General features: G+C 58.4%; 15 protein-coding genes. 13 read left to right on the forward strand and 2 right to left on the reverse strand.

What is annotated here, in order from left to right; genetic code table 11:
• Window positions 1-461: 461 nt before the first annotated feature.
• Window positions 462-2,372, reverse strand: coding sequence for a sigma-54-dependent Fis family transcriptional regulator (locus tag PSH76_RS26640; protein WP_305493189.1), 1,911 nt, complete (start codon window positions 2,370-2,372; stop codon window positions 462-464).
• 272 nt (window positions 2,373-2,644) lie between these two features.
• Here PSH76_RS26640 and PSH76_RS26645 point away from each other — a divergent pair, with 272 nt between their 5' ends.
• The 10 genes from PSH76_RS26645 to PSH76_RS26695 all read left to right on the forward strand — a co-directional run bounded on the left by PSH76_RS26645 (window position 2,645) and on the right by PSH76_RS26695 (window position 14,078).
• Window positions 2,645-4,165, forward strand: a complete 1,521-nt coding sequence (locus tag PSH76_RS26645) for an aldehyde dehydrogenase family protein (RefSeq protein ID WP_138761853.1) — start codon at window positions 2,645-2,647, stop codon at window positions 4,163-4,165.
• A gap of 255 nt (window positions 4,166-4,420) precedes the next feature.
• Window positions 4,421-5,854, forward strand: coding sequence for an ethanolamine permease (gene eat / locus PSH76_RS26655; protein WP_003194515.1), 1,434 nt, complete (start codon window positions 4,421-4,423; stop codon window positions 5,852-5,854).
• A 63-nt stretch (window positions 5,855-5,917) separates the two neighbouring features.
• Window positions 5,918-7,312 (forward strand): ethanolamine ammonia-lyase subunit EutB, encoded by a 1,395-nt coding sequence (locus tag PSH76_RS26660; protein WP_305493190.1) that lies wholly within the window; start codon window positions 5,918-5,920, stop codon window positions 7,310-7,312.
• A complete protein-coding gene (gene eutC / locus PSH76_RS26665; RefSeq protein ID WP_305493191.1) occupies window positions 7,309-8,145 on the forward strand; it encodes an ethanolamine ammonia-lyase subunit EutC in 837 nt (278 codons plus the stop codon). The genes PSH76_RS26660 and eutC overlap by 4 nt, the downstream gene beginning before the upstream one ends.
• Before the next feature lie 89 nt (window positions 8,146-8,234).
• Window positions 8,235-8,693, forward strand: a complete 459-nt coding sequence (locus PSH76_RS26670) for an N-acetyltransferase (protein ID WP_305493192.1) — start codon at window positions 8,235-8,237, stop codon at window positions 8,691-8,693.
• Between the two features lie 662 nt (window positions 8,694-9,355).
• Complete coding sequence (locus tag PSH76_RS26675; RefSeq protein WP_003194521.1) at window positions 9,356-10,012, forward strand: DedA family protein; 657 nt, start codon at window positions 9,356-9,358, stop codon at window positions 10,010-10,012.
• Window positions 10,013-10,018: 6 nt separating this feature from the next.
• Window positions 10,019-10,834 (forward strand): zinc-dependent peptidase, encoded by an 816-nt coding sequence (locus PSH76_RS26680; RefSeq protein WP_098950264.1) that lies wholly within the window; start codon window positions 10,019-10,021, stop codon window positions 10,832-10,834.
• 109 nt (window positions 10,835-10,943) lie between these two features.
• Entirely contained in the window at window positions 10,944-11,471 is a 528-nt protein-coding gene (gene ppa / locus PSH76_RS26685) for an inorganic diphosphatase (protein WP_305493193.1), read from the forward strand.
• A gap of 211 nt (window positions 11,472-11,682) precedes the next feature.
• On the forward strand, window positions 11,683-12,453 hold the full coding sequence (locus tag PSH76_RS26690) for a S24 family peptidase (RefSeq protein WP_032895126.1): 771 nt from the start codon (window positions 11,683-11,685) through the stop codon (window positions 12,451-12,453).
• A 359-nt stretch (window positions 12,454-12,812) separates the two neighbouring features.
• The gene (locus PSH76_RS26695; RefSeq protein WP_094987847.1) at window positions 12,813-14,078 is read left to right on the forward strand and encodes an integrase arm-type DNA-binding domain-containing protein; all 1,266 of its coding nucleotides are present in this window, start codon (window positions 12,813-12,815) and stop codon (window positions 14,076-14,078) included.
• Between the two features lie 7 nt (window positions 14,079-14,085).
• On the opposite strand, the gene PSH76_RS26700 is transcribed toward PSH76_RS26695, so the two are convergent.
• Window positions 14,086-14,571: a hypothetical protein gene (locus tag PSH76_RS26700; protein ID WP_305493194.1), complete on the reverse strand. Its 486-nt coding sequence runs from the start codon at window positions 14,569-14,571 to the stop codon at window positions 14,086-14,088.
• A 703-nt stretch (window positions 14,572-15,274) separates the two neighbouring features.
• Here PSH76_RS26700 and PSH76_RS26705 point away from each other — a divergent pair.
• From PSH76_RS26705 to PSH76_RS26715, 3 genes are read left to right on the forward strand one after another with little or no spacing between them, the layout of a single operon-like run.
• The gene (locus PSH76_RS26705) at window positions 15,275-16,981 is read left to right on the forward strand and encodes a dynamin family protein (protein ID WP_094987845.1); all 1,707 of its coding nucleotides are present in this window, start codon (window positions 15,275-15,277) and stop codon (window positions 16,979-16,981) included.
• A gap of 13 nt (window positions 16,982-16,994) precedes the next feature.
• Window positions 16,995-19,238, forward strand: coding sequence for a dynamin family protein (locus tag PSH76_RS26710; RefSeq protein ID WP_095022767.1), 2,244 nt, complete (start codon window positions 16,995-16,997; stop codon window positions 19,236-19,238).
• Window positions 19,235-21,580 carry a dynamin family protein gene (locus PSH76_RS26715; protein WP_305493195.1) on the forward strand — a complete coding sequence of 782 codons (2,346 nt, stop codon included), beginning with the start codon at window positions 19,235-19,237 and terminating at the stop codon, window positions 21,578-21,580. Before PSH76_RS26710 ends, PSH76_RS26715 begins: the two co-directional genes overlap by 4 nt.
• Window positions 21,581-21,865 lie beyond the last annotated feature (285 nt).

Below are 21,865 nucleotides of genomic sequence, written 5' to 3' on the forward strand. Positions count from 1 at the left end.
GTACCCTGGGCGACGGCGGGGGAGACACGGGCGGTGTGGGCCTGGACCCTCCCCCGAACCGCCGCCCGAAGATTCCACGCTTGACGCGCACCTTCGGCGTTTGATCTGCCTCCGGCTCAGACAACTGCGTGCCAGGCTCAGGCTCAAGGGGGTGCATCGGTTCGCCCCAGCCCGCCATCAAGGGCTGCGGTGCAGGCGCGGGCGTAACATCAAGTTGAACAGGGAGTTGTGGCACAGGAGTCGTTATTGGACTTGTAATATTCATGTGTTGTCACCCTAGAAGTTTCAAACAACGGTGTTTAAGGGCAAGTGATGCTCTGCCCTTATTCCATCAGTGCTTAAAACAACGCGCCACGTTCCGGGACGACGTGAGTGCGTAGAGCGATAAAAAACCTTAAATCACGTGGGACAAAAAACGAATAGTCCGCAATAACTGAGTTATTCCGACAACTGTCGCGCCCCTAATGCATAACCTCCCGTGAAATCCCATGTTTGCGTAACTTGCGGTACAGCGTATTGCGACTGACGCCCAACTGTTCAGCCACATGGCTCATATGCCAGCGCTGCTGCGCCAACGCATCGAGTAATGCCTGGCGCTCGGCGCTCTCCAGCGGCGAGGCGCACGGCGCATCCACCCTCTCCCCTTGGGGCCGCGCCTGTCGAATCAGAGCCGGCAAGTCTTCAAGCCCGACTCGCCCGCCCTCACAAAGCGCCACTACTGTGCGCAACACCGTACGCAACTGCCGCAGGTTTCCCGGCCATTGGAATGCCAACAAGGCTTGGCGCGCAGGCTCGTCGAGCCTCACCTGCTCGGTACCCGCCTCTTGGGCCAGGAGGAAGTCCAACAGTTGCGACTTGTCAGTGCGTTCGCGCAACGGCGGCAGCGCCACTTCCAAGCCGTTCAAGCGGTAATACAGGTCTTCGCGAAAGCTGCCATCGGCCACACGCTCCAGCAAATTGCGGTGCGTGGCGCTGATGATGCGCACGTTCACGGCTTGGGGTTCACCACCGATAGGCACCACCAGGCGGTCTTCCAGCACCCTTAACAGGCGGGTTTGCAGCGCCAGGGGCATGTCGCCGATTTCGTCGAGAAACAGCGTGCCGCCATCGGCCTGTTGCAGCTTGCCGCGCATCCCCTCTTTAAGGGCGCCGGTGAAACTGCCGGCGCGATAGCCAAACAATTCGCTCTCGATCAGGTTTTCTGGAATCGCCGCACAGTTCAGCGCGACAAAGGCCTTGTCGCCCCGCAGGCTAGTCTGGTGCACGGCCTTGGCGAAGGCTTCTTTACCACAGCCGGTTTCACCGTTGATCAGCAAGGGCACGTCGCGCTCGAACACTCGCGAGGCCTTGCGCAGCTCATTTTGCAACGCCGGGTCGCCCAGGCAGATACCCAAAGGCCGTGGCGCCTGCGGCTTGATGATAGGGGCCGGCACACTGCGCGGCTGGCCTCGCAGCGCTGCAAACAGAGGCCGCCCCTCGCGGGTGCGCAGCGGCCAACTGGCCGTGGCGTTCGCGCTGGCCCGTCCCAGTAACTGATCCAGGGAACAGTCGAAAAACGCTTCCACCTGCTGGCCCACCAAACCGCCGCGCAACTGCCCCAACAGGTTCAGGGCGCTCTGGTTGACCGCACAAATGCGCCCTTCGCCATCGAACGCCAGCAAGCCTTCGCTGAACAACCCGACCGACTCGGCCTGCAGGTGAAAACGCAACAGCCAGTGATGTTCGAAGTGGCGCAGGAAATAGCAACTTTCGATCATCTTGGCCGACAGGTTCACCAGCGCCATGGTGTGGAACTGGCTCTGGCGCGACACGGCTTCGCGGGCCGAGGACACATCCAAAACCGCGAGCAATTCACCGTGAGGGTCGAACACCGGGCTGGCCGAACAGGTCAGCCCGGTATGGCGGCCGCGAAAATGCTCGTCACGGTGGATCGTCAACGACTGCCGTTCCACCAGGCAGGTGCCGATACCGTTGGTGCCTTCGCAGGCTTCGCTCCAGTCAGCGCCCAGCCATAAGCCAGCGCGCTCGAAGATCTTGCGCTCCGACGGCGCGGTGACACAGTTGAGGATCACCCCGCGCGCATCGGTGAGCAGCACCGCGTGACCGGCGCCGGAGAGTTGCTGGTGCAGGCTGTTCATTTCGCTGCCGGCGATGTGCAGCACTTGGCGCAGGCGCTCGCGACTTTCCAGCAGGCGCCCGTGTTCGAGCACGGTGGGCGCGATGGTCAGCGCCGGGTCGAGGTGGTAGTCCTCCACGCAGCGCAGCCAGGAGCGGGCGATGGACGGGTCGCTGCCAGGCCCCTGGGAAAGCTCTTGGCCCCGGGTGACGGTCAAGACTTGCTGGGCATGGCGACTGAAATGATCGTTATGCATGTTCTTATTATTCTCCCTGCGTGAGAACGCCCAGCATCCCCCAGCCATCCGGCCATTGCAATCCCGGCCCGACCCACCGGTCACAGGCTGTACCGTTTGTGGCACAAACTGTCACCTGGCCTGTATCGCCCCTGTCACGGCAACGCCTTGCAACAAAGCCCAACCCCTTGATTTTGCGGGCCCACACAGCAGTGGCCCAACCTTTGCTCTACGCTTTATAACGCGCTTGCCGCGCTGTACTCCAATAAACATAAAAGCAGGAGATGCCCACCATGCGTTATGCACACCCCGGTACTGAAGGCGCCATCGTTTCGTTCAAGGCCAAGTACGGCAACTACATCGGCGGCGAGTTCGTGGCGCCGGTCGATGGCAACTACTTCTCCAACACCTCGCCGGTCAACGGCAAGCCGATTGCCGACTTCCCACGCTCCACCGCCAAAGACATCGACAAGGCGCTGGACGCCGCTCACGCAGCCGCCGATGCCTGGGGCAAAACCTCAGCCCAGGACCGCTCGCTGGTGCTGCTGAAAATCGCCGACCGCATCGAGCAAAACCTCGAACTGCTGGCCATCACCGAAACCTGGGACAACGGCAAGGCCGTGCGCGAAACCCTCAACGCCGACATCCCCCTGGCCGCCGACCACTTCCGCTACTTCGCCGGCTGCATCCGCGCCCAGGAAGGCAGCAGCGCCGAAATCAACGAACTCACCGCCGCCTACCACTTTCACGAGCCGCTGGGCGTGGTCGGCCAGATCATCCCGTGGAACTTCCCGCTGCTGATGGCCGCGTGGAAACTCGCGCCAGCCCTGGCCGCCGGCAACTGCGTGGTGCTCAAACCCGCCGAGCAAACGCCGCTGGGCATCAGCGTGCTGATGGAACTGATCGGCGACCTGCTGCCGCCAGGCGTGCTGAACGTGGTGCACGGTTTTGGCAAGGAAGCCGGCGAAGCCCTCGCCACCAGCAAGCGCATCGCCAAGATCGCCTTTACCGGCTCAACGCCTGTGGGCTCGCACATCATGCATGCGGCGGCCGAGAACATCATTCCGTCCACGGTTGAGTTGGGCGGCAAGTCGCCGAACATCTTCTTCGCCGACATCATGAAAGCCGAACCACAATTTATCGAAAAAGCCGCCGAAGGCCTGGTGCTGGCGTTCTTCAACCAGGGCGAAGTGTGCACCTGCCCTTCCCGTGCTCTGGTGGAAGAGTCGATCTACGAAGACTTCATGAAAGTGGTGATGAAAAAGGTCGAGTCGATCAAGCGTGGCGACCCGCTGGACACCGACACCATGGTCGGCGCCCAGGCGTCCGAGCAGCAGTTCGACAAGATCCTGTCCTACCTGGAAATCGCCAAGGGCGAAGGCGCGCAACTGCTCACAGGCGGCAAGGTCGAGAAGCTCACGGGCGACCTGGCCACCGGTTATTACATCCAGCCGACCCTGCTCAAGGGCACCAACGACATGCGTGTGTTCCAGGAAGAAATCTTCGGCCCGGTGGTGAGCATCACCACCTTCAAGGACGAAGCCGAAGCCCTGGCGATTGCCAACGACACCGAGTTCGGCCTGGGCGCTGGCCTGTGGACCCGCGACATCAACCGCGCCTACCGCATGGGCCGGGCGATCAAGGCCGGCCGTGTATGGACCAACTGCTACCACCTGTACCCGGCGCATGCCGCGTTTGGCGGTTACAAGAAGTCTGGCGTGGGCCGTGAGACCCACAAGATGATGTTGGATCACTACCAGCAGACCAAGAACTTGCTGGTGAGCTACGACATTAATCCGCTGGGCTTTTTCTAACCCCACAGAAGCAACAACCGTCACTGTAGGAGCGAGCTTGCTCGCGAAGAACGCTAACGATAACGCGAGCAGCCTGACTCCCCGAGGCGCTCGCAAGTTTTTCGCGAGCAAGCTCGCTCCTACATTAGCGGCGTGTATCAGCCAAATAAGGGGTAGCAGGCAAGCCAGCTCCCACATTTGATATCACACGCAATTGCTACCTCGTTCGGCACACAGATGCCGAGTCAAAAACAATAAGAATGGAAGGTACTTCCCATGCCTAGCGAACCCACTGGTTCTTCTGTCGACTTCGAAAAAGTCGGCACCGATTATTTTCAACAACGCGAACTGAAAAAAGGCGCCGCCGGCTGGGTATTACTGGTTGGCCTTGGCGTCGCCTATGTCATCTCCGGCGATTACGCCGGCTGGAACTTCGGCTTGGCCCAGGGCGGTTGGGGCGGCATGTTCCTCGCCACTTTGCTGATGGCCACCATGTACCTGTGCATGTGCTTTTCCCTGGCCGAATTGTCTTCCATGATCCCCACTGCTGGCGGTGGCTACGGTTTTGCCCGCAGCGCCTTCGGCCCTTGGGGCGGGTTTCTCACCGGCACTGCCATCCTTATCGAATACGCCATCGCGCCCGCCGCCATCGCGGTGTTTATCGGCGCCTATTGCGAGTCGCTGTTTGGCATTGGCGGCTGGATGATCTACCTGGCGTTCTACATCATCTTTATCGGCATTCACATTTTTGGTGTGGGTGAAGCCTTGAAGTTGATGTTCGTGATCACCGCCGTCGCCGCGATTGCCTTGGGCGTGTTCCTGGTGTCGATGGTGCCGCACTTCAACGTCGCCAATCTGCTCGATATTCCGGTGACCGAGGCCAAGGGCGCCAGCAGCTTCCTGCCGTTCGGCTACGTCGGCGTGTGGGCCGCCATCCCTTATGCCATCTGGTTTTTCCTGGCGGTGGAAGGTGTGCCGCTGGCCGCTGAAGAAACCAAGAACCCCAAGCGCGACCTGCCGCGTGGGCTGATTGGCGCCATTGTGGTGCTGACCAGTTTTGCCCTGTTGATTCTGGTGATCGCGCCGGGCGGTGCGGGCACTTATGCGCTGATCAAATCCGGCAACCCACTGGTTGAAGCCTTGGCGTTGTCCTACGGCGGTTCCACCTGGATGGGCAGCTTCGTCAACCTGGTCGGCCTGGCCGGTTTGATCGCGAGCTTTTTCTCGATTATCTACGCCTATTCGCGGCAGATCTTTGCCTTGTCCCGTGCCGGTTACCTGCCGCGCAAATTGTCCGAGACCAACAAAAGCAAGGCGCCAGTACTGGCACTGGTGATCCCCGGGATTATCGGCTTTGGCCTGTCGCTGACCGGCCAGGGTGACTTGCTGATTCTGGTGGCGGTGTTTGGCGCCACGATTTCCTACGTATTGATGATGGCCGCCCACATCACCCTGCGCATCCGTCGCCCTAAAATGGAGCGGCCATACCGCACGCCCGGTGGCATCTTCACCTCGGGTGTGGCGCTGGTGCTGGCTTGCGTAGCCGTGGTGGCGGGCTTTTTGGTAGACCCACGCGTGGTGATTGGCGCGGCGATCATCTATGGAGTATTAATTGCTTACTTTGCTTTCTACAGCCGGCATCACTTGGTAGCAGGCACGCCGGAAGAGGAATTCGCGGCGATCCAAGCCGCAGAGGCCGCCCTGCACTAACTGCCGAAAACCTCGACGCGGCGCCTTGCCCACAGCAGGCCCGCGTCATCAAGGAGACACTGTATGGCAAGCTTTTCCCACGCGGTGGGTGCTCAAACCTACCGCTTCGACAGCCTCAAGGACGTGATGGCCAAGGCCAGCCCCGCACGCTCCGGGGACTTCCTCGCCGGTGTCGCCGCGCAGAATGACGGTGAGCGTGTGGCGGCGCAGATGGCGCTGGCAAATATCCCGCTCAAGCACTTCCTGCAAGAAGCACTGATTCCTTATGAAAGCGATGAAGTCACCCGGCTGATCATCGACACCCACGATAACCAGGCGTTTGCAGCGGTCAGCCACCTCACTGTCGGCGGCCTGCGCGACTGGCTGCTCAGCGATGCGGCCGATGAACATACCCTACGCGCCTTGGCGCCAGGGCTGACACCGGAAATGGCCGCGGCCGTGTCCAAGATCATGCGCGTGCAAGACCTGGTGCTGGTGGCGCAAAAGATCCGCGTGGTCACCCAGTTTCGCGGCACCCTGGGCCTGCGCGGGCGCTTGTCCACGCGCTTGCAGCCCAACCACCCCACCGACGAACCCGCCGGCATCGCCGCGAGCATTCTCGACGGCCTGCTGTACGGCAACGGCGACGCCATGATCGGCATCAACCCGGCCACCGACAGCATCGCCTCGATCTGCGCCATGCTGGAAATGCTGGACGCGATCATCCAGCGCTACGAAATCCCCACCCAGGCCTGCGTGCTGACCCACGTCACCACCTCCATCGAAGCGATCAACCGCGGCGTACCGCTGGATCTGGTGTTTCAGTCGATTGCCGGTACCGAAGCGGCCAATGCCAGTTTCGGGATCAACCTGAACGTGCTGCAGGAAGGATACGACGCGGGCTTGAGCCTCAAGCGCGGCACCCTGGGCCAGAACCTGATGTACTTCGAAACCGGCCAGGGCAGCGCCTTGTCGGCCAATGCGCACTTTGGCGTCGACCAGCAAACCTGTGAAACCCGTGCCTACGCCGTGGCGCGGCACTTCAAGCCGTTTCTGGTGAACACCGTGGTCGGTTTTATCGGCCCGGAGTACCTGTACAACGGCAAGCAGATTATCCGCGCGGGCCTTGAAGACCACTTCTGCGGCAAGCTGCTCGGCGTGCCCATGGGGTGCGACATCTGCTACACCAACCACGCCGAAGCCGACCAGGACGACATGGACACCCTGCTGACCCTGCTCGGCGTGGCCGGCATCAACTTCATCATGGGCATCCCCGGCTCCGATGACATCATGCTCAACTACCAGACCACCTCGTTTCACGACGCGCTGTACGCCCGGCAAACACTGGGTTTAAAACCGGCGCCGGAGTTCGAGCAGTGGTTGGCGAAAATGGGCATCTTCACGCAGGCTGATGGCAAGGTGCACTTCGGTAACAGCCTGCCACCGGCCTTTCGTCACGCCTTGGCGCAATTGGGATGAAGGAGCCGACTGTGCAACCAGAATTGCCTGACAACCCGTGGCTGGAACTGCGCCGCCTGACCCCGGCGCGTATTGCCCTGGGCCGCACCGGCACCAGCCTTCCCACCAGCGCCCAACTGGACTTCCAGTTTGCCCACGCCCAGGCGCGGGACGCGGTGCACCTGCCCTTCGATCACACCGGCCTCAGCCGCCAATTGGCCGAACGTGGCCGAGACAGCCTGTTGCTGCACAGCGCCGCTACAGACCGGCACATGTACCTGCAACGCCCGGACCTTGGGCGGCGCCTGAGCGATGAGTCGGCTCAAACGCTGCGCGACTACGCCTCGGCCCAGCCCGGTGGGGTGGATTTGGCCATCGTGGTAGCCGATGGCCTGTCGGCACTGGCGGTGCATAAACACACGGCGCCGTTTCTGGCGCGCCTGGAAGAACAGACCCACGCCGAAGGCTGGTCCTTGTCACCGGTGATTTTGGTGGAGCAAGGCCGCGTGGCGGTGGCCGATGAAATCGGGCAGCTACTGGGCGCCAAGATGGTGGTGATTCTGATCGGCGAACGGCCGGGGCTCAGTTCGCCAGACAGCCTGGGCCTGTATTTCACCTACAACCCCAAGGTCGGCCTCACCGATGCCTATCGCAACTGCATCTCCAATGTGCGGCTGGAGGGCTTGAGTTATGGCATGGCGGCCCATCGCTTGCTGTACTTGATGCGCGAGGCGTGTCGCCGGCAGTTGTCGGGGGTCAATCTCAAGGATGAGGCGCAGGTTCAGACCCTGGAATCCGACGACCCGGACCTGATGAAGGGCAATTTCCTGCTCAGCCCGGCGGATGACCGATAGCGGCACGATTGCGCTTTTTGGCGTCATTAGGCAGCATCGAGTCACGGCCGCTCGTGTGGTCATACCCCATTTGGAAGTTGAGGCCTGGCATGCGGATTACTCAAGCGACCCTGGAACACCTGGACCTGTTGACCCCGTTGTTCGTCAAATACCGCGAGCTCTATGGGGCCTTGCCGTTCCCGGACTCGTCACGGGCCTTTTTGGAAAAGCGCCTGCGGCGCAAGGAGTCGGTGATCTACCTGGCCCTGGCCGACGATGACGACAAGCGGCTGCTGGGGTTTTGCCAGCTGTACCCGAGTTTTTCTTCGCTGTCGCTCAAGCGGGTGTGGATTCTCAACGACATCTATGTGGCCGAGGATGCGCGTCGTCAACTGGTGGCCGACAACCTGATGCGCACGGCCAAGAAAATGGCCAAGGACACCCACGCGGTGCGGTTGCGGGTATCGACCAGCAGCGATAACGACGTGGCGCAGAAGACCTATGAGTCGATTGGGTTTCGCGAAGACACCGAATTCAAAAACTACGTGTTGCCGATCAACGAAGACTGAAAACCGGTAAGCCAAACACCGCCATTTCCTTGTGGGAGCTGGCTTGCCTGCGAAGACGGCCTGACAGCCAACACGGTTGGATTGTGTACATATCCATAGCCGCGGTAACGGCCACCTAGGGTTCCGCCCTGACGGCGGCTCACTTTCGAAAAGCGCGAAAGTAAGCAAAGCGCTCTTGCCCCACCACTCGGCACCTCGCCCAGGCTCGGTGTGCCCGTAATCCGTCAGTGATTTGGGGGGCCGCCGCCACGCGCCATCCATGGCGCGGGGCGGCTAAACCGGCATCCCTGCCGGTTTACCCCCCAAATCCCTGTCGAATTCCGGCCAGCGTGGTTTAACGGGGCGCCTAAGATCAAAAGCAGATCAAGATCAAGAGCGGCTCGCTTCGCATCGTGGTTACCTTTGGCGCTACAGCGTGGCGTTAATACCTATGGCCATCGCAGGCAAGCCAGCTCCCACACTTGATCCGGCGACTCAGGCGAAGCCCAACCCCTTCACAATTTCGCGACACTCCCCGCTACAAAAGCCACACGCTTTTCACCTCTCAATCCGTATAATGCCGACCTTTCAGGGTTGTAAGAACCGCGACAATTACTTGTAGCCTTATTGCCTGAGCTTCCGCACAAGCCCGCTGAGCCGGGCTATTCACACAGGTGCCATCCATGGATTTCAACCCGCTCGACCTTATCCTGCATCTCGACGTTTACCTCGACATGCTGGTAACCAATTACGGTCCGTGGATCTACGCCATTCTGTTCCTGGTGATTTTTTGCGAAACCGGCCTGGTGGTCATGCCCTTCCTGCCGGGCGACTCCTTGCTGTTTATCGCCGGTGCCGTAGCGGCCGGCGGCGGTATGGACCCAGTCTTGCTGGCCGGCCTGCTGATGCTGGCGGCCATCCTCGGCGACAGCACCAACTATGTGATCGGACGAACGGCGGGCGAGCGGTTATTCAGCAACCCGAACTCGAAAATCTTCCGCCGCGACTACCTGCAAAAAACCCACGACTTCTACGACAAGCACGGCGGCAAAACCGTGACCCTGGCGCGCTTCCTGCCGATCCTGCGCACCTTCGCGCCGTTCGTCGCGGGCGTGGCCAAGATGCCGTATCCGCGCTTCTTCGGCTTCAGCGTACTGGGCACCATCCTGTGGGTCGGCGGCCTGGTGACCTTGGGTTACTTCTTCGGCAACGTGCCTTTTATCAAGAAGAACCTGTCGCTGCTGGTGGTGTTCATCATCCTGCTGTCCCTGGTGCCGATGATTATAGGCGTGGTGCGCAGCCGCTTTGGCCGCACTTCTTCCGAAGCCAACCCGCACTGACTGCCCGTGTGGTCCTTCAGCGCCTGGCGTCGCCGGCGCCTGCTGGCCAAGCACCCGATTGCCGATGACACCTGGCAACGGGTGCGCCACCACCTGACCTTCCTCGACGGCATCACGCCGGAGCAAGACCAGTGGCTGCGCGAAGCCTGCGTGGTGTTCCTCAGCGAAAAACACCTCACCGCCCTGCCCGGCGTCGAACTGCACCAGGAACAACGCCTGCTGCTCGCCGCCCAGGCGCAACTGCCGCTGATGAACCTGGGCGACCTCGACTGGTACCAGGGCTTCCATGAAATCGTGCTGTACCCCGACGACTTCCTCAGCCCGCAACGCCATCGCGATGCCAGCGGCGTCGAACACGAGTGGGACGGTGAACACAGCGGCGAAGCCTGGCAACAAGGCCCGGTGATCCTCGCCTGGCCCGGTGTGCTCGCCAGCGGCCAATGGGAAGGCTACAACCTGGTCATCCACGAACTGGCGCACAAACTGGACATGCTCAACGGCGACGCCAACGGCCTGCCGCCCCTGCACCACGACATGCGCGTGCAGGACTGGGCCAGCGTCATGCAAGGCGCCTTCGATGACCTCAACCGCCAACTGGACGCCAACCCGGACGCCGAGACCGAGATAGATCCTTACGCTGCGGAAAACCCGGCGGAGTTCTTCGCCGTCACCAGTGAATATTTCTTCAGCGCCCCGGATTTACTGGCCAATAGTTATCCACAGGTGTACGCCCAACTCAGCCGCTTTTATCGCCAGGATCCCCTGGCCCGCCTGGCCCAACTGCAAGCCAGCGACCCGCGCTACTCGCCACAGGGCGAATGACCGTACGACGCTTGGCACATGGCATCGGCGTCAGAATATGCCTATAATCGCCGCCACTTTTAGGCCAATCCGGCCATGTCATATGGCCAACTAACGGGGGCAACGCCCAATGAGCTACAGCAAGATTCCGGCTGGCAAAGACCTGCCGAACGACATCTACGTCGCCATCGAAATTCCGGCCAACCACGCGCCGATCAAATACGAAATCGACAAAGACAGCGACTGCCTGTTCGTTGACCGTTTCATGGCCACCCCGATGTTCTACCCGGCCAACTACGGTTTTATCCCTAACACCCTGGCTGACGACGGTGACCCCCTCGACGTGCTGGTGGTGACCCCTTACCCGGTCACCCCAGGCTCGGTTATCCGCGCGCGCCCAGTTGGCATCCTGAACATGACCGACGACGGCGGCGGCGACGCCAAAGTCATCGCAGTGCCACACGACAAGCTGTCCCAGCTGTACGTGGACGTGAAGGAATACACCGACCTGCCGCCACTGCTGCTGGAACAGATCAAGCACTTCTTCGAGAACTACAAAGACCTCGAAAAAGGCAAATGGGTGAAGATCGACGGTTGGGGCAACGCAGACGCCGCCCGCACCGAGATCATGAAGTCGGTTGCCGCCTACAAAGGCTGATACCCGCGCCTCATTGCTACTGCAAATAAAGAGCCCCGTTAATTCGGGGCTTTTTTATGGGCCGAATTAAACATCAAGTTCAATGTTTATTTGCAGCGTTTAACTAAGTTGCACGCCTGAAAGATCCAGCCACAACTAAGCCAAATCCTACAACCGCAAATCAACGCATGGTTTATTTGATTAGACTTTCCGGCCAGTAAACTCTGCGTTTATGAATACATCAGGTGATCGTTTAAAAGCGCTACTACGGGAAGTTCATCTTTCCGCCTCCGACTTCGCCAAGAACCGCGGCGTCACGCCTCAGCACGTGAACAACTGGTTCAAACGCGGCGTCCCCATGGGCCGACTCAACGAGATCGCAGAACTGCTGTGCGTCTCAAGTCGCTGGTTAAGCGACGGCAAAGGCCCCAAACACCCGCCCGCCAACTACCTGTTGGAAGGCCCCACCGCAAGGATTGCAACCGCCCGCGAAGACACAGGCAAATACCTCACAGGCCCCGCCTGCCGCCCGGAAAAAACCGACGTGGAGATCCCTCTCCACCCCACCTTCACCTCAACCGAACGCATCCGCGTCTCCCTGCACAGCCTGGAAACCCTCAACGTCAACCCCGACCGCGCCGTAGGTGCTTACATGGTCGACAACAGCATGATCGACATCATCCAGCAAGGCGCCACCCTCGCCATCGACCGAGGCCGCACCCAAATCATCGACGGTGAAATCTACGCCGTCGAACACGACGGCATGCTGCGCATCAAATACCTCTACAACCGCCCTGGCGGCGGCCTGCGCATGCGCAGCCACAACGCCAGCGAACACCCGGACGAATACCTCAACCACGAAGAACGCTTCGAGCAGAGCTTCAAGATCGTCGGCTGGGTATTCTGGTGGTCCACCCTCAACAACCGCCGCCCACCGGTGCCACTGGATGAACACCTGCTGGGCTGGGAAGGCTCTAAATCGGAACCGGAGGTGGGCAACTGAAGTGAATGTGGGTATCATGCGCCGCACATTTGGCAGGGGTCGCTTTTAGCTGATTCCCTGCTGGCGAAGCGGAGGAGTTCCCGCGAATGCCCTTACTATTCAGCCTGACGCAATGTGGGCTGAGCGATTTGAAGGCTGGTGAGGTTTGTCAAAAACAAGCTGAGGCAGTCCCCGAGAAGCCGGCCACAAGCCGGCTTTTTAATGCCCACAGAAATCCACCAACGTCTACACCCCCTAGAAACTACTGGGGTCACCCCGTACTATCTGTCTCAAGAGATCCACGAAAGACCCGTAAAATCCACCGCCAAGGTGTGGGTCAGAGTGTGGGTTGAAAAGTGTGGGTCGGATGAGAAATCGCTATGGGCAAGTTAACGAGCAAGACGATTGAGTCCTTGGCTAGAACATCAGCGCCAGGGAAAACCAATGACGGCGACGGGCTTTATTTTCAGGTATCCAAAGGCGGCACCACGAGCTGGATCTTTCGCTACAAACTGGATGGACGAAGCCGTGAAATGGGTCTCGGCCCCTACCCAACCGTAACACTCAGCGAAGCTCGCCAACTCGCAGCGCACCAACGAAAGATACTCGCTACCGGCGCTGACCCGCTCGCCACCCGCGATGCCGAAAGGGAGGCGAAACGCGAAGCAGAACGCCAAGCTGCCGCACGTCGCACGACATTCGAGGAACTCGCAGGCGAATACCTGCAGGCGCATGGAAGCAGTTGGTCAGATAAGTGGCGCAAAGGCTGGCTACGCAAGCTGGAACTCTATGCGTTCCCCATTATCGGCAAGCTGTCGACTGACACAATCCAGACGGAAGATGTGCTTAATGTACTGCATCCAATCTGGGCAACCAAAACCCGCACAGCAGATGAGGTGCGCGGCCAAATCGAGCAGATATTAGATGCGGCCAAGTCTCGTCGCTTGCGAGAAGGCGACAATCCAGCTCAATGGCGCGGCCACCTGGACAACCTTCTGAGCAACGTGGAAAAGAAAAAGGCGCGGCAGCGGCAGCACTTCCCCGCCATGCACTGGCGCGACCTGCCGAAATTGATGGACACGCTAGCCAAAAATCAGGGCCGGGACGCCTGCGCTGCCCGTCTACTGATTCTGACTGGCGCTAGGTCCCATATGGTCCGTCTTGCTCAATGGTCCGAATTCGACCTCGCAGCAGGAACTTGGGCGCTTCCAGCTGAGCGCATGAAAATGAGAAAACCATTCGTCATTCCCCTACCCGCTCAGACTATAGAAATGCTGCAAGGTATGTCCCGTACCAACTCGCCTTACCTATTCCCAGGCCAAGGCATAAGCGGTGTGATCCATGCTAACGCTGTGCGTAACCTGCTGCATAAACTCGGGCATGACGAGATCACACGACACGGATTCCGCTCAACCTTCCGTGACTGGGCAAACGAGTGCACTCACTATCCTCGCGAGATATGCGAGCTTGCACTTGCTCACGATGAGCGCGACCAAACCGAAGCTGCCTACTCCCGCTCTGATTTTTTAGAGAAGCGCAGAGCACTCATGGAAGACTGGGCAGCATTCTGCTCGAATACGCAGATCGCACCAGGCGATGCCTTGACTCCGTTGGCGCTAAAGCTCGACAGTTCTGTAAAGAGATGAAAAGGCGTCAGGTGCGAAGGGGCCGGGGCGTTTTGGATTTGCCTTTCAACAAGTAGTACCCACCCAACATCAGCAAATACCCAACCCACTTGTATGGCAGCAATTTCACCATGAATCCGGCTGCTGTCCAGTCGTCCCAAGAGCGGCCCACGCCGCTGAGAAACAATGCCACTGTCAGTAGTTGGGTAAACACAACGTATGCCCCCCCAAACTTCAGCAGAAAAATCCATACGCGCTTGCGTTTGGCAATGTACTCCGACTCGCTGCCAGCACTCGACCGTATGCCACCCAGCACCGCACCAAGGACCAAAAGGCCTACCGCCCCAGACACGAGTGAAAGTGCGGTGGACGCTTCTTCCAGATCCCCTTTACCACCATGGAGGTAGATGTAGTAAGCCAGGAAGGCCAAATAGAGGGCGAAACCAATCCTGAAAGGACGGGACATCATCGCAAAACCGATCAACGCGACGACGATACCAATAACTACCACCATCTATTGCTGCTCCTCCTAGTTCGCTTGATAACCAAGCGAGATCGATCACCAAAAATGCGGCCAACATAATACCAATAGGCTATCACCATAGAAATGGAGCCGTCGCCAAATGCTCACTGTCGAGAAGACAGCCTGGCCAGTTTTCCTTCTATCCCTCCCGCTTACAGTTATACGAATAGCACCTGAATACTGGTTAAACATACAGGTAAAGATTTCAGGCATGAACCTCCACGCAAGGCCTTGAAAATGTGTTTTTCCGCTGAAGGAAGCCCCGGAATATGGGCGCTTTGTTGACAGTTTACGATACCGAATCAAAGTGCCATCATGTAGGCAACACAGATCGCGCCGATCTATAGGTTTCACCCAACGCCATCTCATCCGGGAAGCGATATGCCATCAGTTATAGGGCATGCGCGATCAACACCCTACATACAAGGACGTGTGCATGCCTTTGCCCCTCCCCTTCAATTGCACTCAGTGCTTTTGGAACAAGATATCGACGCCAAGCAGTGACGCATTGGCCTCGTGAACGGCACTGAACGCGCCCTAAATGCGGCAACCGCGGTTGCATCTTTCTCGCGCCAGAACCCTTCTCGCACGACGACTAAAAACCGGCAGCTAATTGAATATCCCAGCGCATATGCCTCTGTGCACCCTATGCCGAGTCTTCGCGCAGACCATCAACACTTAAAGGATTGTCACCATGCTCGAAAGCCAGAAAGAGTTCGCCACTTACTTGAAGAAAATGCAGGCGCTACTCAATGGCCAAGCGTTTTCATTCGATCAGTCATTGCTTCCAAAAGTGATGGAGACCGAGCTTGTAGTTCCCGTAATCGGGGCTTTCAGCGCCGGTAAAAGCTCACTATTGAACGCGCTGATGGGCAAGGACATATTGCCGGTTGGGATTGCGCCGGAAACTGAACTCGCGACCGAACTGCGTTACTCCTCCGAGCCCTACCTACTGGCGATCAAGCCAGACGGTGTGCAGGAACGTTTGCCTGTCGAAGCGTTGAGTTCAATCAATCGTCGCTCCAGCGAGTTTTCACACTTGCGCTTGTACCTCGACAGCGAGGCGTTGAAATCCATTGCGCCTCTGGTACTGGTCGACATGCCTGGGTTTGGCTCGTCACTGGAAAACCACAACAAGGCAATTGCTTACTACCTGCCGCGCGGTGTGCACTTCGTGGTGCTGACCAGTATCGAGGACGGCAACATTACGCAGTCGATGCTGCGCAAACTCGACGAGCTGAAAACCTACAACACTGACTTCACGTTCTTATTGAGCAAATGCAACCTGCGCGCCGCCGACCAGGTGGAAGAAGTGCAGGCGTACATTGACGACCAGCTCGGGGTGTATTTCGGCGAGCATTGCCGCAGCATCGCACTCGGCAACCGGGGTGGCGACGAACTGACTCGTGCGTTGACCGCCTTGCAGCCCGACGCTCTGTTCTCGCGTTTGTTCATCGACATCCTCAAGGACCAGAACTTCGAAGTGCTGGCGCAGATCAACCTGGCGCTGAGCATGCTGAAAAAAGACAAGTCCGAGAGCGAGCAGACTGCACGTGCACTCGAACAGGCCTTGGCCAAGCTGCAGGAGCAACGCAAGGATGTGGAGTCGGACCTGAAAGATCGCTACTCGGGAAAAATGCTCGATCGTAGCCTGCGCGGCCTGGACAACGCGCTTAATGAATCCCTGGAAGAGCTGGTCACGCTGGGTAGCAGCAAAAACCCAAGCGCCCTGTCGAATGCCATCTCCGACATCATCCGCAGCAGCCTGGCCAGCACGATCAAATCTGAAGTGCAGGACATCTCCACCAACATGGTCGACCGGATTGCCAGCAACCTGAGTGCCACCAGCAGCCAGATGTCCGTGCTGGACATCAGTGGTAACTGGAGCGAGGAGCTTTCCAGCAAGGTCAAGTTTTCGCTGGAGCGCACCACGGAAATGCTCAGCGACTGGTCTACTCGCCTGAACAATCGGGCCGAGAACGACAAGAGCAGTGGCGTCATGCTCTACCGCAGCCTTTCAACCGTGCTCGCCGTCACCACCACCGTGGTCAGCCCACTGGTAGAGCTGGTGATCATCTTCCTGCCCGAAATCCTCAAGATGTTTAATGGCGGCGGTAACGAGAGCGAGAAGTTTCGCCAAAAGCTGACCGGCGAAGTATTCCCCAACATCAAGGCGGAACTACGCGGAAAGATTCCGGCAATCATCGACGAGCAGCTCAACGCCATGCTGAAGAAGATCAGCGACGGCTTCGAAGAGCAAATCACCAAGCAAAAACACGTGATCGACTCAATCGCACAAGAAAGTCTGCAGCTTGAAGCTCAGATCAGCGAGAAGACCGCTGTTCTGGAGAGCCTTGCCAACGCAGTAAAGGCCGCTGCAAACGAACACCTCTACAAGTAAGGCGGACGACCCAATGGATTACCAATCACTCGTCGCTTTTAGCGAAAGCCTGCACACCCTAGCAGGAAGTAATCAGGACCTGTTTGAGCGCGAAATCGAGCAATTCAAGCGGATGAACGGCATTGACCAACCGCAACAGCTCGCACAAGCATGCCAGACACTGCAGGACCAAAACAGGCTGATGAACATCGGTATTGTTGGCCGTGTGAAAGCAGGAAAGTCGTCGTTGCTTAATGCGTTGATCTTTGACGGCGAGCCGATCCTGCCCAAAGCCGCAACGCCCATGACCGCTGCGTTGACCACCATCACCTGGGGCGAAGTGTTTCAGGCCAAGGTCGAGTTCTACAGCGAGACGGACATCGCTGCGATCAGCTCCAAGTCGGGACAGTTCGAGCGACGTCTGGCCACGCGCAAGCTCGAATGCCTGGAAGAGCTGGTGAAGCGCCGTAACGCCCAGGCCAATGGCGCGCCCCTCGATATGGCGCAGCTGACGCTCATGGCCGATAAAAAAGCATTGAGCGAACTGCAACGCGAAGAAGGCTTGTTCGCGGCATACGACCAATACCAGCGCATGAAGAAGTCCGGTCTCGACGCGGCCACCCTGCACTTGCACAGCGAGATTCGAGCAGGTAACCCGAAAGAGCTGGCGGATCGTTTGCACAACTATGTGGGTGCCAACGGCACGTACATGCCGTTCACCAAGACGGTTCATGTCGCCATGCCGCTGGAGGCACTGCGCGATATCTGCATTATCGACACCCCCGGCATGAACGATCCGGTCCAGTCGCGCGAAGAGCGCACGGTCGAACTGCTGAAAACCTGCGACGTGGTGTTCATCGTCAGTCCGGCCGGACAGTTCCTCAATGAGCAAGACCTTGAGGTGATGGGTCGTATTACCCAAAAGGAAGGCATTCAGGAACTGATACTTGTTGCCAGCCAGATTGACACACAACTGTACGGTAGCGAAAAACGCGCACGCTTGAGCGATGCAGTGGAAGCCATCCGTGCCCAGCTGTCGGCACGGGCGCAGAGCACCCTAACAGACCTCAAGCTAAGCAGCCCAGAGGTGGGCTCGGTATTCGACAACCTGATTGGCTCGGTGCACCGTAACCTGCTGCATAGCTCCGGGTTGTGCCACAGCCTCAACCGCCGCTTCGACTCGCACGAAACCTGGGACTCGAACGAGCAGGTGACGTGGGAAAACCTGTCCACCGATTACCCGGATTACTTCACCCGCGATAACCAGGCACTGTCGTTGAGTAGCCTGGACAGCCTGGCAAATATTGACGCGATCAACGTCATGCTCGCACAGGTGCGTGAGAAGAAAGCCGAGATCACGCGCGAAAAAATCGCCAACCTGATGGTTCGCAAACAAAAGAACCTTGAGGCATTCAAGGCGCTGATCATCAACCTGGCGCGCAACCAGGTCGTCCAGATCAAGAACGCCAATGTGGATCAACTGGACGAACAGCTGGCTTCGTTGGAGTCGAAGCGACTGGATCTCTCGCTGGAACTGGATGTCAGCTTCAAATACACCATGGCTGACTACCGCCAGAAGTTGCGTGACGACATGCGCAAGAAGGCTGCGCAATTGCTCCGTGAGACCCAATCCACTGTTAAGGAGGCAGAAGGCTCTTTCAGTGAAACCATTACCGTCGACAACGACGGGGCTGGCAGTTGGATTGCCCGGAAACTATGGGGCGGCGGTACTACAGAAAAAACGGTCGTCCGCGCCAAGATCATCAGTAGCCAGGTCATATCCACAATCAACGAGTTCATGAACGACATCCAGGATGAGCTGGGCTCCAAGGTTGAGAGCTCTCATCGCGGGTTGAACGAAGAACTGGCCCGGACCCTCACGCCCAAGATCCGTGAGGTACTTGAACATGATGCCAATGGGCAAATGATCAAGCTCGCGATTCTTTCGATCATTCAATCGATTCCGGACGATGACTTTGATTTGAGCATTCCATTGCCCGACAGCCTGAAAAGCAACGGCACGCTCAAGGGCTACGAAGCCGAACGCTTCAAGGACGCAGCCGATGACTTCATCGGTTCGCTGGGTAGCAAGGTCAAAAGCAAGATCAGTTCGTTTATCAACGATGTTGAACGCAAAGCGCCTTCCACCATCTCCGATTCCTTCGTCGACGAGATTCAACGCAGGATCAATGTGCTCAAGGATCAGGTCGACAACGCGGCTCAGAACATTGATCGGCTTGAACGTCTGGCACGCAAGGCCGAAGGGGTCACCCTGTGAGCAACCCGCCAGCTATTCATGAACAGGCAAGGTCGACGCTGGAGTCGCTCTCCCGGTTCTGGCAGTTCAAACGCAAAAAGCTGGTAGCTGAACTTCAGGGCCACCTGGACGATGCCCAGTGCCAGCTCGACACGTTGTTCAGCACCAAACAACAATTGACCACGCAGTGCGCGGGCCAGAACGACGAAATCGGCGTTCTAAAATCGCGCAACGACTCGCTTGTCAAGGCGCTGCAGGTTGAAACAGCCAATTTGGCGTCGACCGCCGAAGCCCTTGCGCAGGAGAAGGGCAAGCTTCAGAAGGCCATGCTCGCGCTCGCCCAGGCCAAGATTTACACCAAAGACCTGGAAGAGCGACAGGCTCAGGCCTTGGCCCAGATCGCAGGCCTCGAAGAGCACCTTGTCGATCACAAACAGCAGCTTGTCGACAAGGAACAGTGCATCCAAGAGCTTCAGCGCACGCTGGCCGATACTAGACAGCAGATCGAAGAACTGAACAACGTCAAACAGATGTTGACCGATCAGTGCTCCGAGCAGGCAGAGCAGATCCGCACGCTGGAGTCGCGCAATGAGGTGCTCACCGCCCAGTTGCAGGCAGAACGGGTCAATGCGGCAGAATTGGAAGAACGTAAGGCCCAGGCGCTTGCTGAGATCGCCACGCTTAAAGACAACCTAGCGGATCACAAGCAAGAACTGGTCGATAAGGAACAGCGTATCGCTGAGCTTCAGTACACGCTGTCTGACGCGCGACAACAGATCGAAGCACTGAACGACGCTAAACATAGGTTGACTGAGCAGTGCACCGGGCAGACTGCGCAAATCAGCTCGCTGGAGTCGGACAATGAAGCACTCACGGCCCAGCTGCAGGCAGAACGGGCTAATGCTGCTGAACTGGAAGAACGCAAGGCTCAGGCACTGGCGCAAATAGCCGAACTGGAGACCTACCTGGAGGAGCATAAAAGCCAGTTACTGTCCACGGAGCAGAACGTCGACTTTCTGGAAAGCCTGACCGAACAACTCAAGGCCTCCCAGCAGCACCTGGAAGACAACTACGCAGACATCAACAAGCAGCACCTGTCGCTCACTGAAAAATTTTCCCTGGTGAGCAAAGTCCTGGCCCAGCAACCGCCCAGCAATGAAGAGCTGGCCAAGTTCGCCGACCTGATCAACCACGACTACATGGAGTTCGCCAGTCGCGAATCGTCGTTGGCCGGTGAAGCCCAGGCAGTGCTCGATATGCAGGCGATCCTCGCCGAGATGCAGATGCTGAACAACTTCCCAAGCATTGCCGGCAAAACCATCTTGAGCATTGCTGGCGGCTTCAGCAGCGGCAAGTCGGCGTTCGTCAACAGCTTCATCCGTAACCCAAGCGTGCAACTGGCGACCGGCATCAACCCGGTGACCGTGGTACCCAGCTATGTTGTGTGCTCCGAAGAAACCCGGATCAAGGGCTATTCGTACAACGGTGGGGCCATCGACCTGGAGCCCAGCCTCTACGCATCCATGTGCCACGAATATGTCCAGGCCTTCGGTTTCGACTTACGGCGCATCCTGCCCTTCATCAGCGTCAAGGTTCCCATGGACCCAGACCTGTTCGGCAACCTGTGCATCATCGATACGCCCGGCTACAACCCTGGTACCACGGGTGGTGCTGCGGCTTCCGACCGCAGCACTGCAGCCTCCCTGGTCAATCAGGCATCGGCACTGGTCTGGGTCATCGGGCTTGACCCGGCTGGGACCATCGACCAGTCCGACATCGAGTTCATCGAGTCCACGCCGTTCCGCGCAGAGTCGCTGTACATCGTCCTGAACAAGGCTGATGTGAAGTCTCAAGACGATATTCTTGAGATCATGGAGCAGGTAGCCGACGACCTGAGTTTCGCTGGTATCGAGTACGCAGGGATGTGCGCCTATTCGTCCACGCGCAAGAAAGACTATCCATCAAGCGGCCTGACGTTCGACCAGTTCCTGCGCTCAATCAACCGTAAAGTGGATGTGTTCGGAAAAGTTACCAGCAAACTCGATGCCGTATTCGATGCCTACAAGCAGGCCATCCAAGCCGATATCGGGCAGCTGGAAGGCCGCAAGGGCGAGTTCAACGCGTTCAAGCTCGATGCGCTGGAAATAGGTGGAACGGCGTTGTTCGACAGAATTGATCGAGCATTCCCCATATCAGAACAAATGTTCGATTCTTCTGGGCTGGAAAAACTGGTGGATGAATGCGAAGTCCTTCGTCGAAAGCTCAAGCTGGCCGCTCGAAAAGCGCTGGAGGTTTGCGAGCTCGTTCGGACGAGAACCTCTGTTGAGCCTGATGATTTTCTCCGCACTCGAATACGCCGGTAAGCACCTGTACGCAGATTGTTACGCACCCAGGCCTGCCTGTTGGCAGGCCCTTGCTGGCCAGGGTGCAAACCCTGGTCTGTGCGTTGTTCGATCAAACGGGCGACACCATCACCCGCCTCCCCTCAAAATCGCCGCCGCGCCAGTAGCTCTGCCAGCGCCCCCTCAAGCCACCCTGCGGTGCGCATCTTCAGCGCTTTGTTCCCACACTTTGGGCACTGCTCAAACCACTCGCCTGGCCTCAACGCATCACTTTGCGGCGCCACTGTTTTCGTCCAACCGCACGTT

Source organism: Pseudomonas sp. FP215, from assembly GCF_030687795.1.
GTDB classification, from domain to species: Bacteria; Pseudomonadota; Gammaproteobacteria; order Pseudomonadales; family Pseudomonadaceae; genus Aquipseudomonas; species Aquipseudomonas salmasensis.

What these genes read in the sequence shown, in the direction of transcription:
- PSH76_RS26690 (WP_032895126.1), top strand. Translation starts at nt 11,683, where the DNA reads ATGAATACATCAGGTGATCGTTTAAAAGCGCTACTACGGGAAGTTCAT.
- ppa (WP_305493193.1), top strand. Translation starts at nt 10,944, where the DNA reads ATGAGCTACAGCAAGATTCCGGCTGGCAAAGACCTGCCGAACGACATC.
- PSH76_RS26700 (WP_305493194.1), bottom strand. Translation starts at nt 14,571, where the DNA reads ATGGTGGTAGTTATTGGTATCGTCGTCGCGTTGATCGGTTTTGCGATG.
- PSH76_RS26670 (WP_305493192.1), top strand. Translation starts at nt 8,235, where the DNA reads ATGCGGATTACTCAAGCGACCCTGGAACACCTGGACCTGTTGACCCCG.
- eutC (WP_305493191.1), top strand. Translation starts at nt 7,309, where the DNA reads ATGAAGGAGCCGACTGTGCAACCAGAATTGCCTGACAACCCGTGGCTG.
- PSH76_RS26710 (WP_095022767.1), top strand. Translation starts at nt 16,995, where the DNA reads ATGGATTACCAATCACTCGTCGCTTTTAGCGAAAGCCTGCACACCCTA.
- PSH76_RS26695 (WP_094987847.1), top strand. Translation starts at nt 12,813, where the DNA reads ATGGGCAAGTTAACGAGCAAGACGATTGAGTCCTTGGCTAGAACATCA.
- PSH76_RS26660 (WP_305493190.1), top strand. Translation starts at nt 5,918, where the DNA reads ATGGCAAGCTTTTCCCACGCGGTGGGTGCTCAAACCTACCGCTTCGAC.
- PSH76_RS26705 (WP_094987845.1), top strand. Translation starts at nt 15,275, where the DNA reads ATGCTCGAAAGCCAGAAAGAGTTCGCCACTTACTTGAAGAAAATGCAG.
- eat (WP_003194515.1), top strand. Translation starts at nt 4,421, where the DNA reads ATGCCTAGCGAACCCACTGGTTCTTCTGTCGACTTCGAAAAAGTCGGC.
- PSH76_RS26645 (WP_138761853.1), top strand. Translation starts at nt 2,645, where the DNA reads ATGCGTTATGCACACCCCGGTACTGAAGGCGCCATCGTTTCGTTCAAG.
- PSH76_RS26640 (WP_305493189.1), bottom strand. Translation starts at nt 2,372, where the DNA reads ATGCATAACGATCATTTCAGTCGCCATGCCCAGCAAGTCTTGACCGTC.
- PSH76_RS26675 (WP_003194521.1), top strand. Translation starts at nt 9,356, where the DNA reads ATGGATTTCAACCCGCTCGACCTTATCCTGCATCTCGACGTTTACCTC.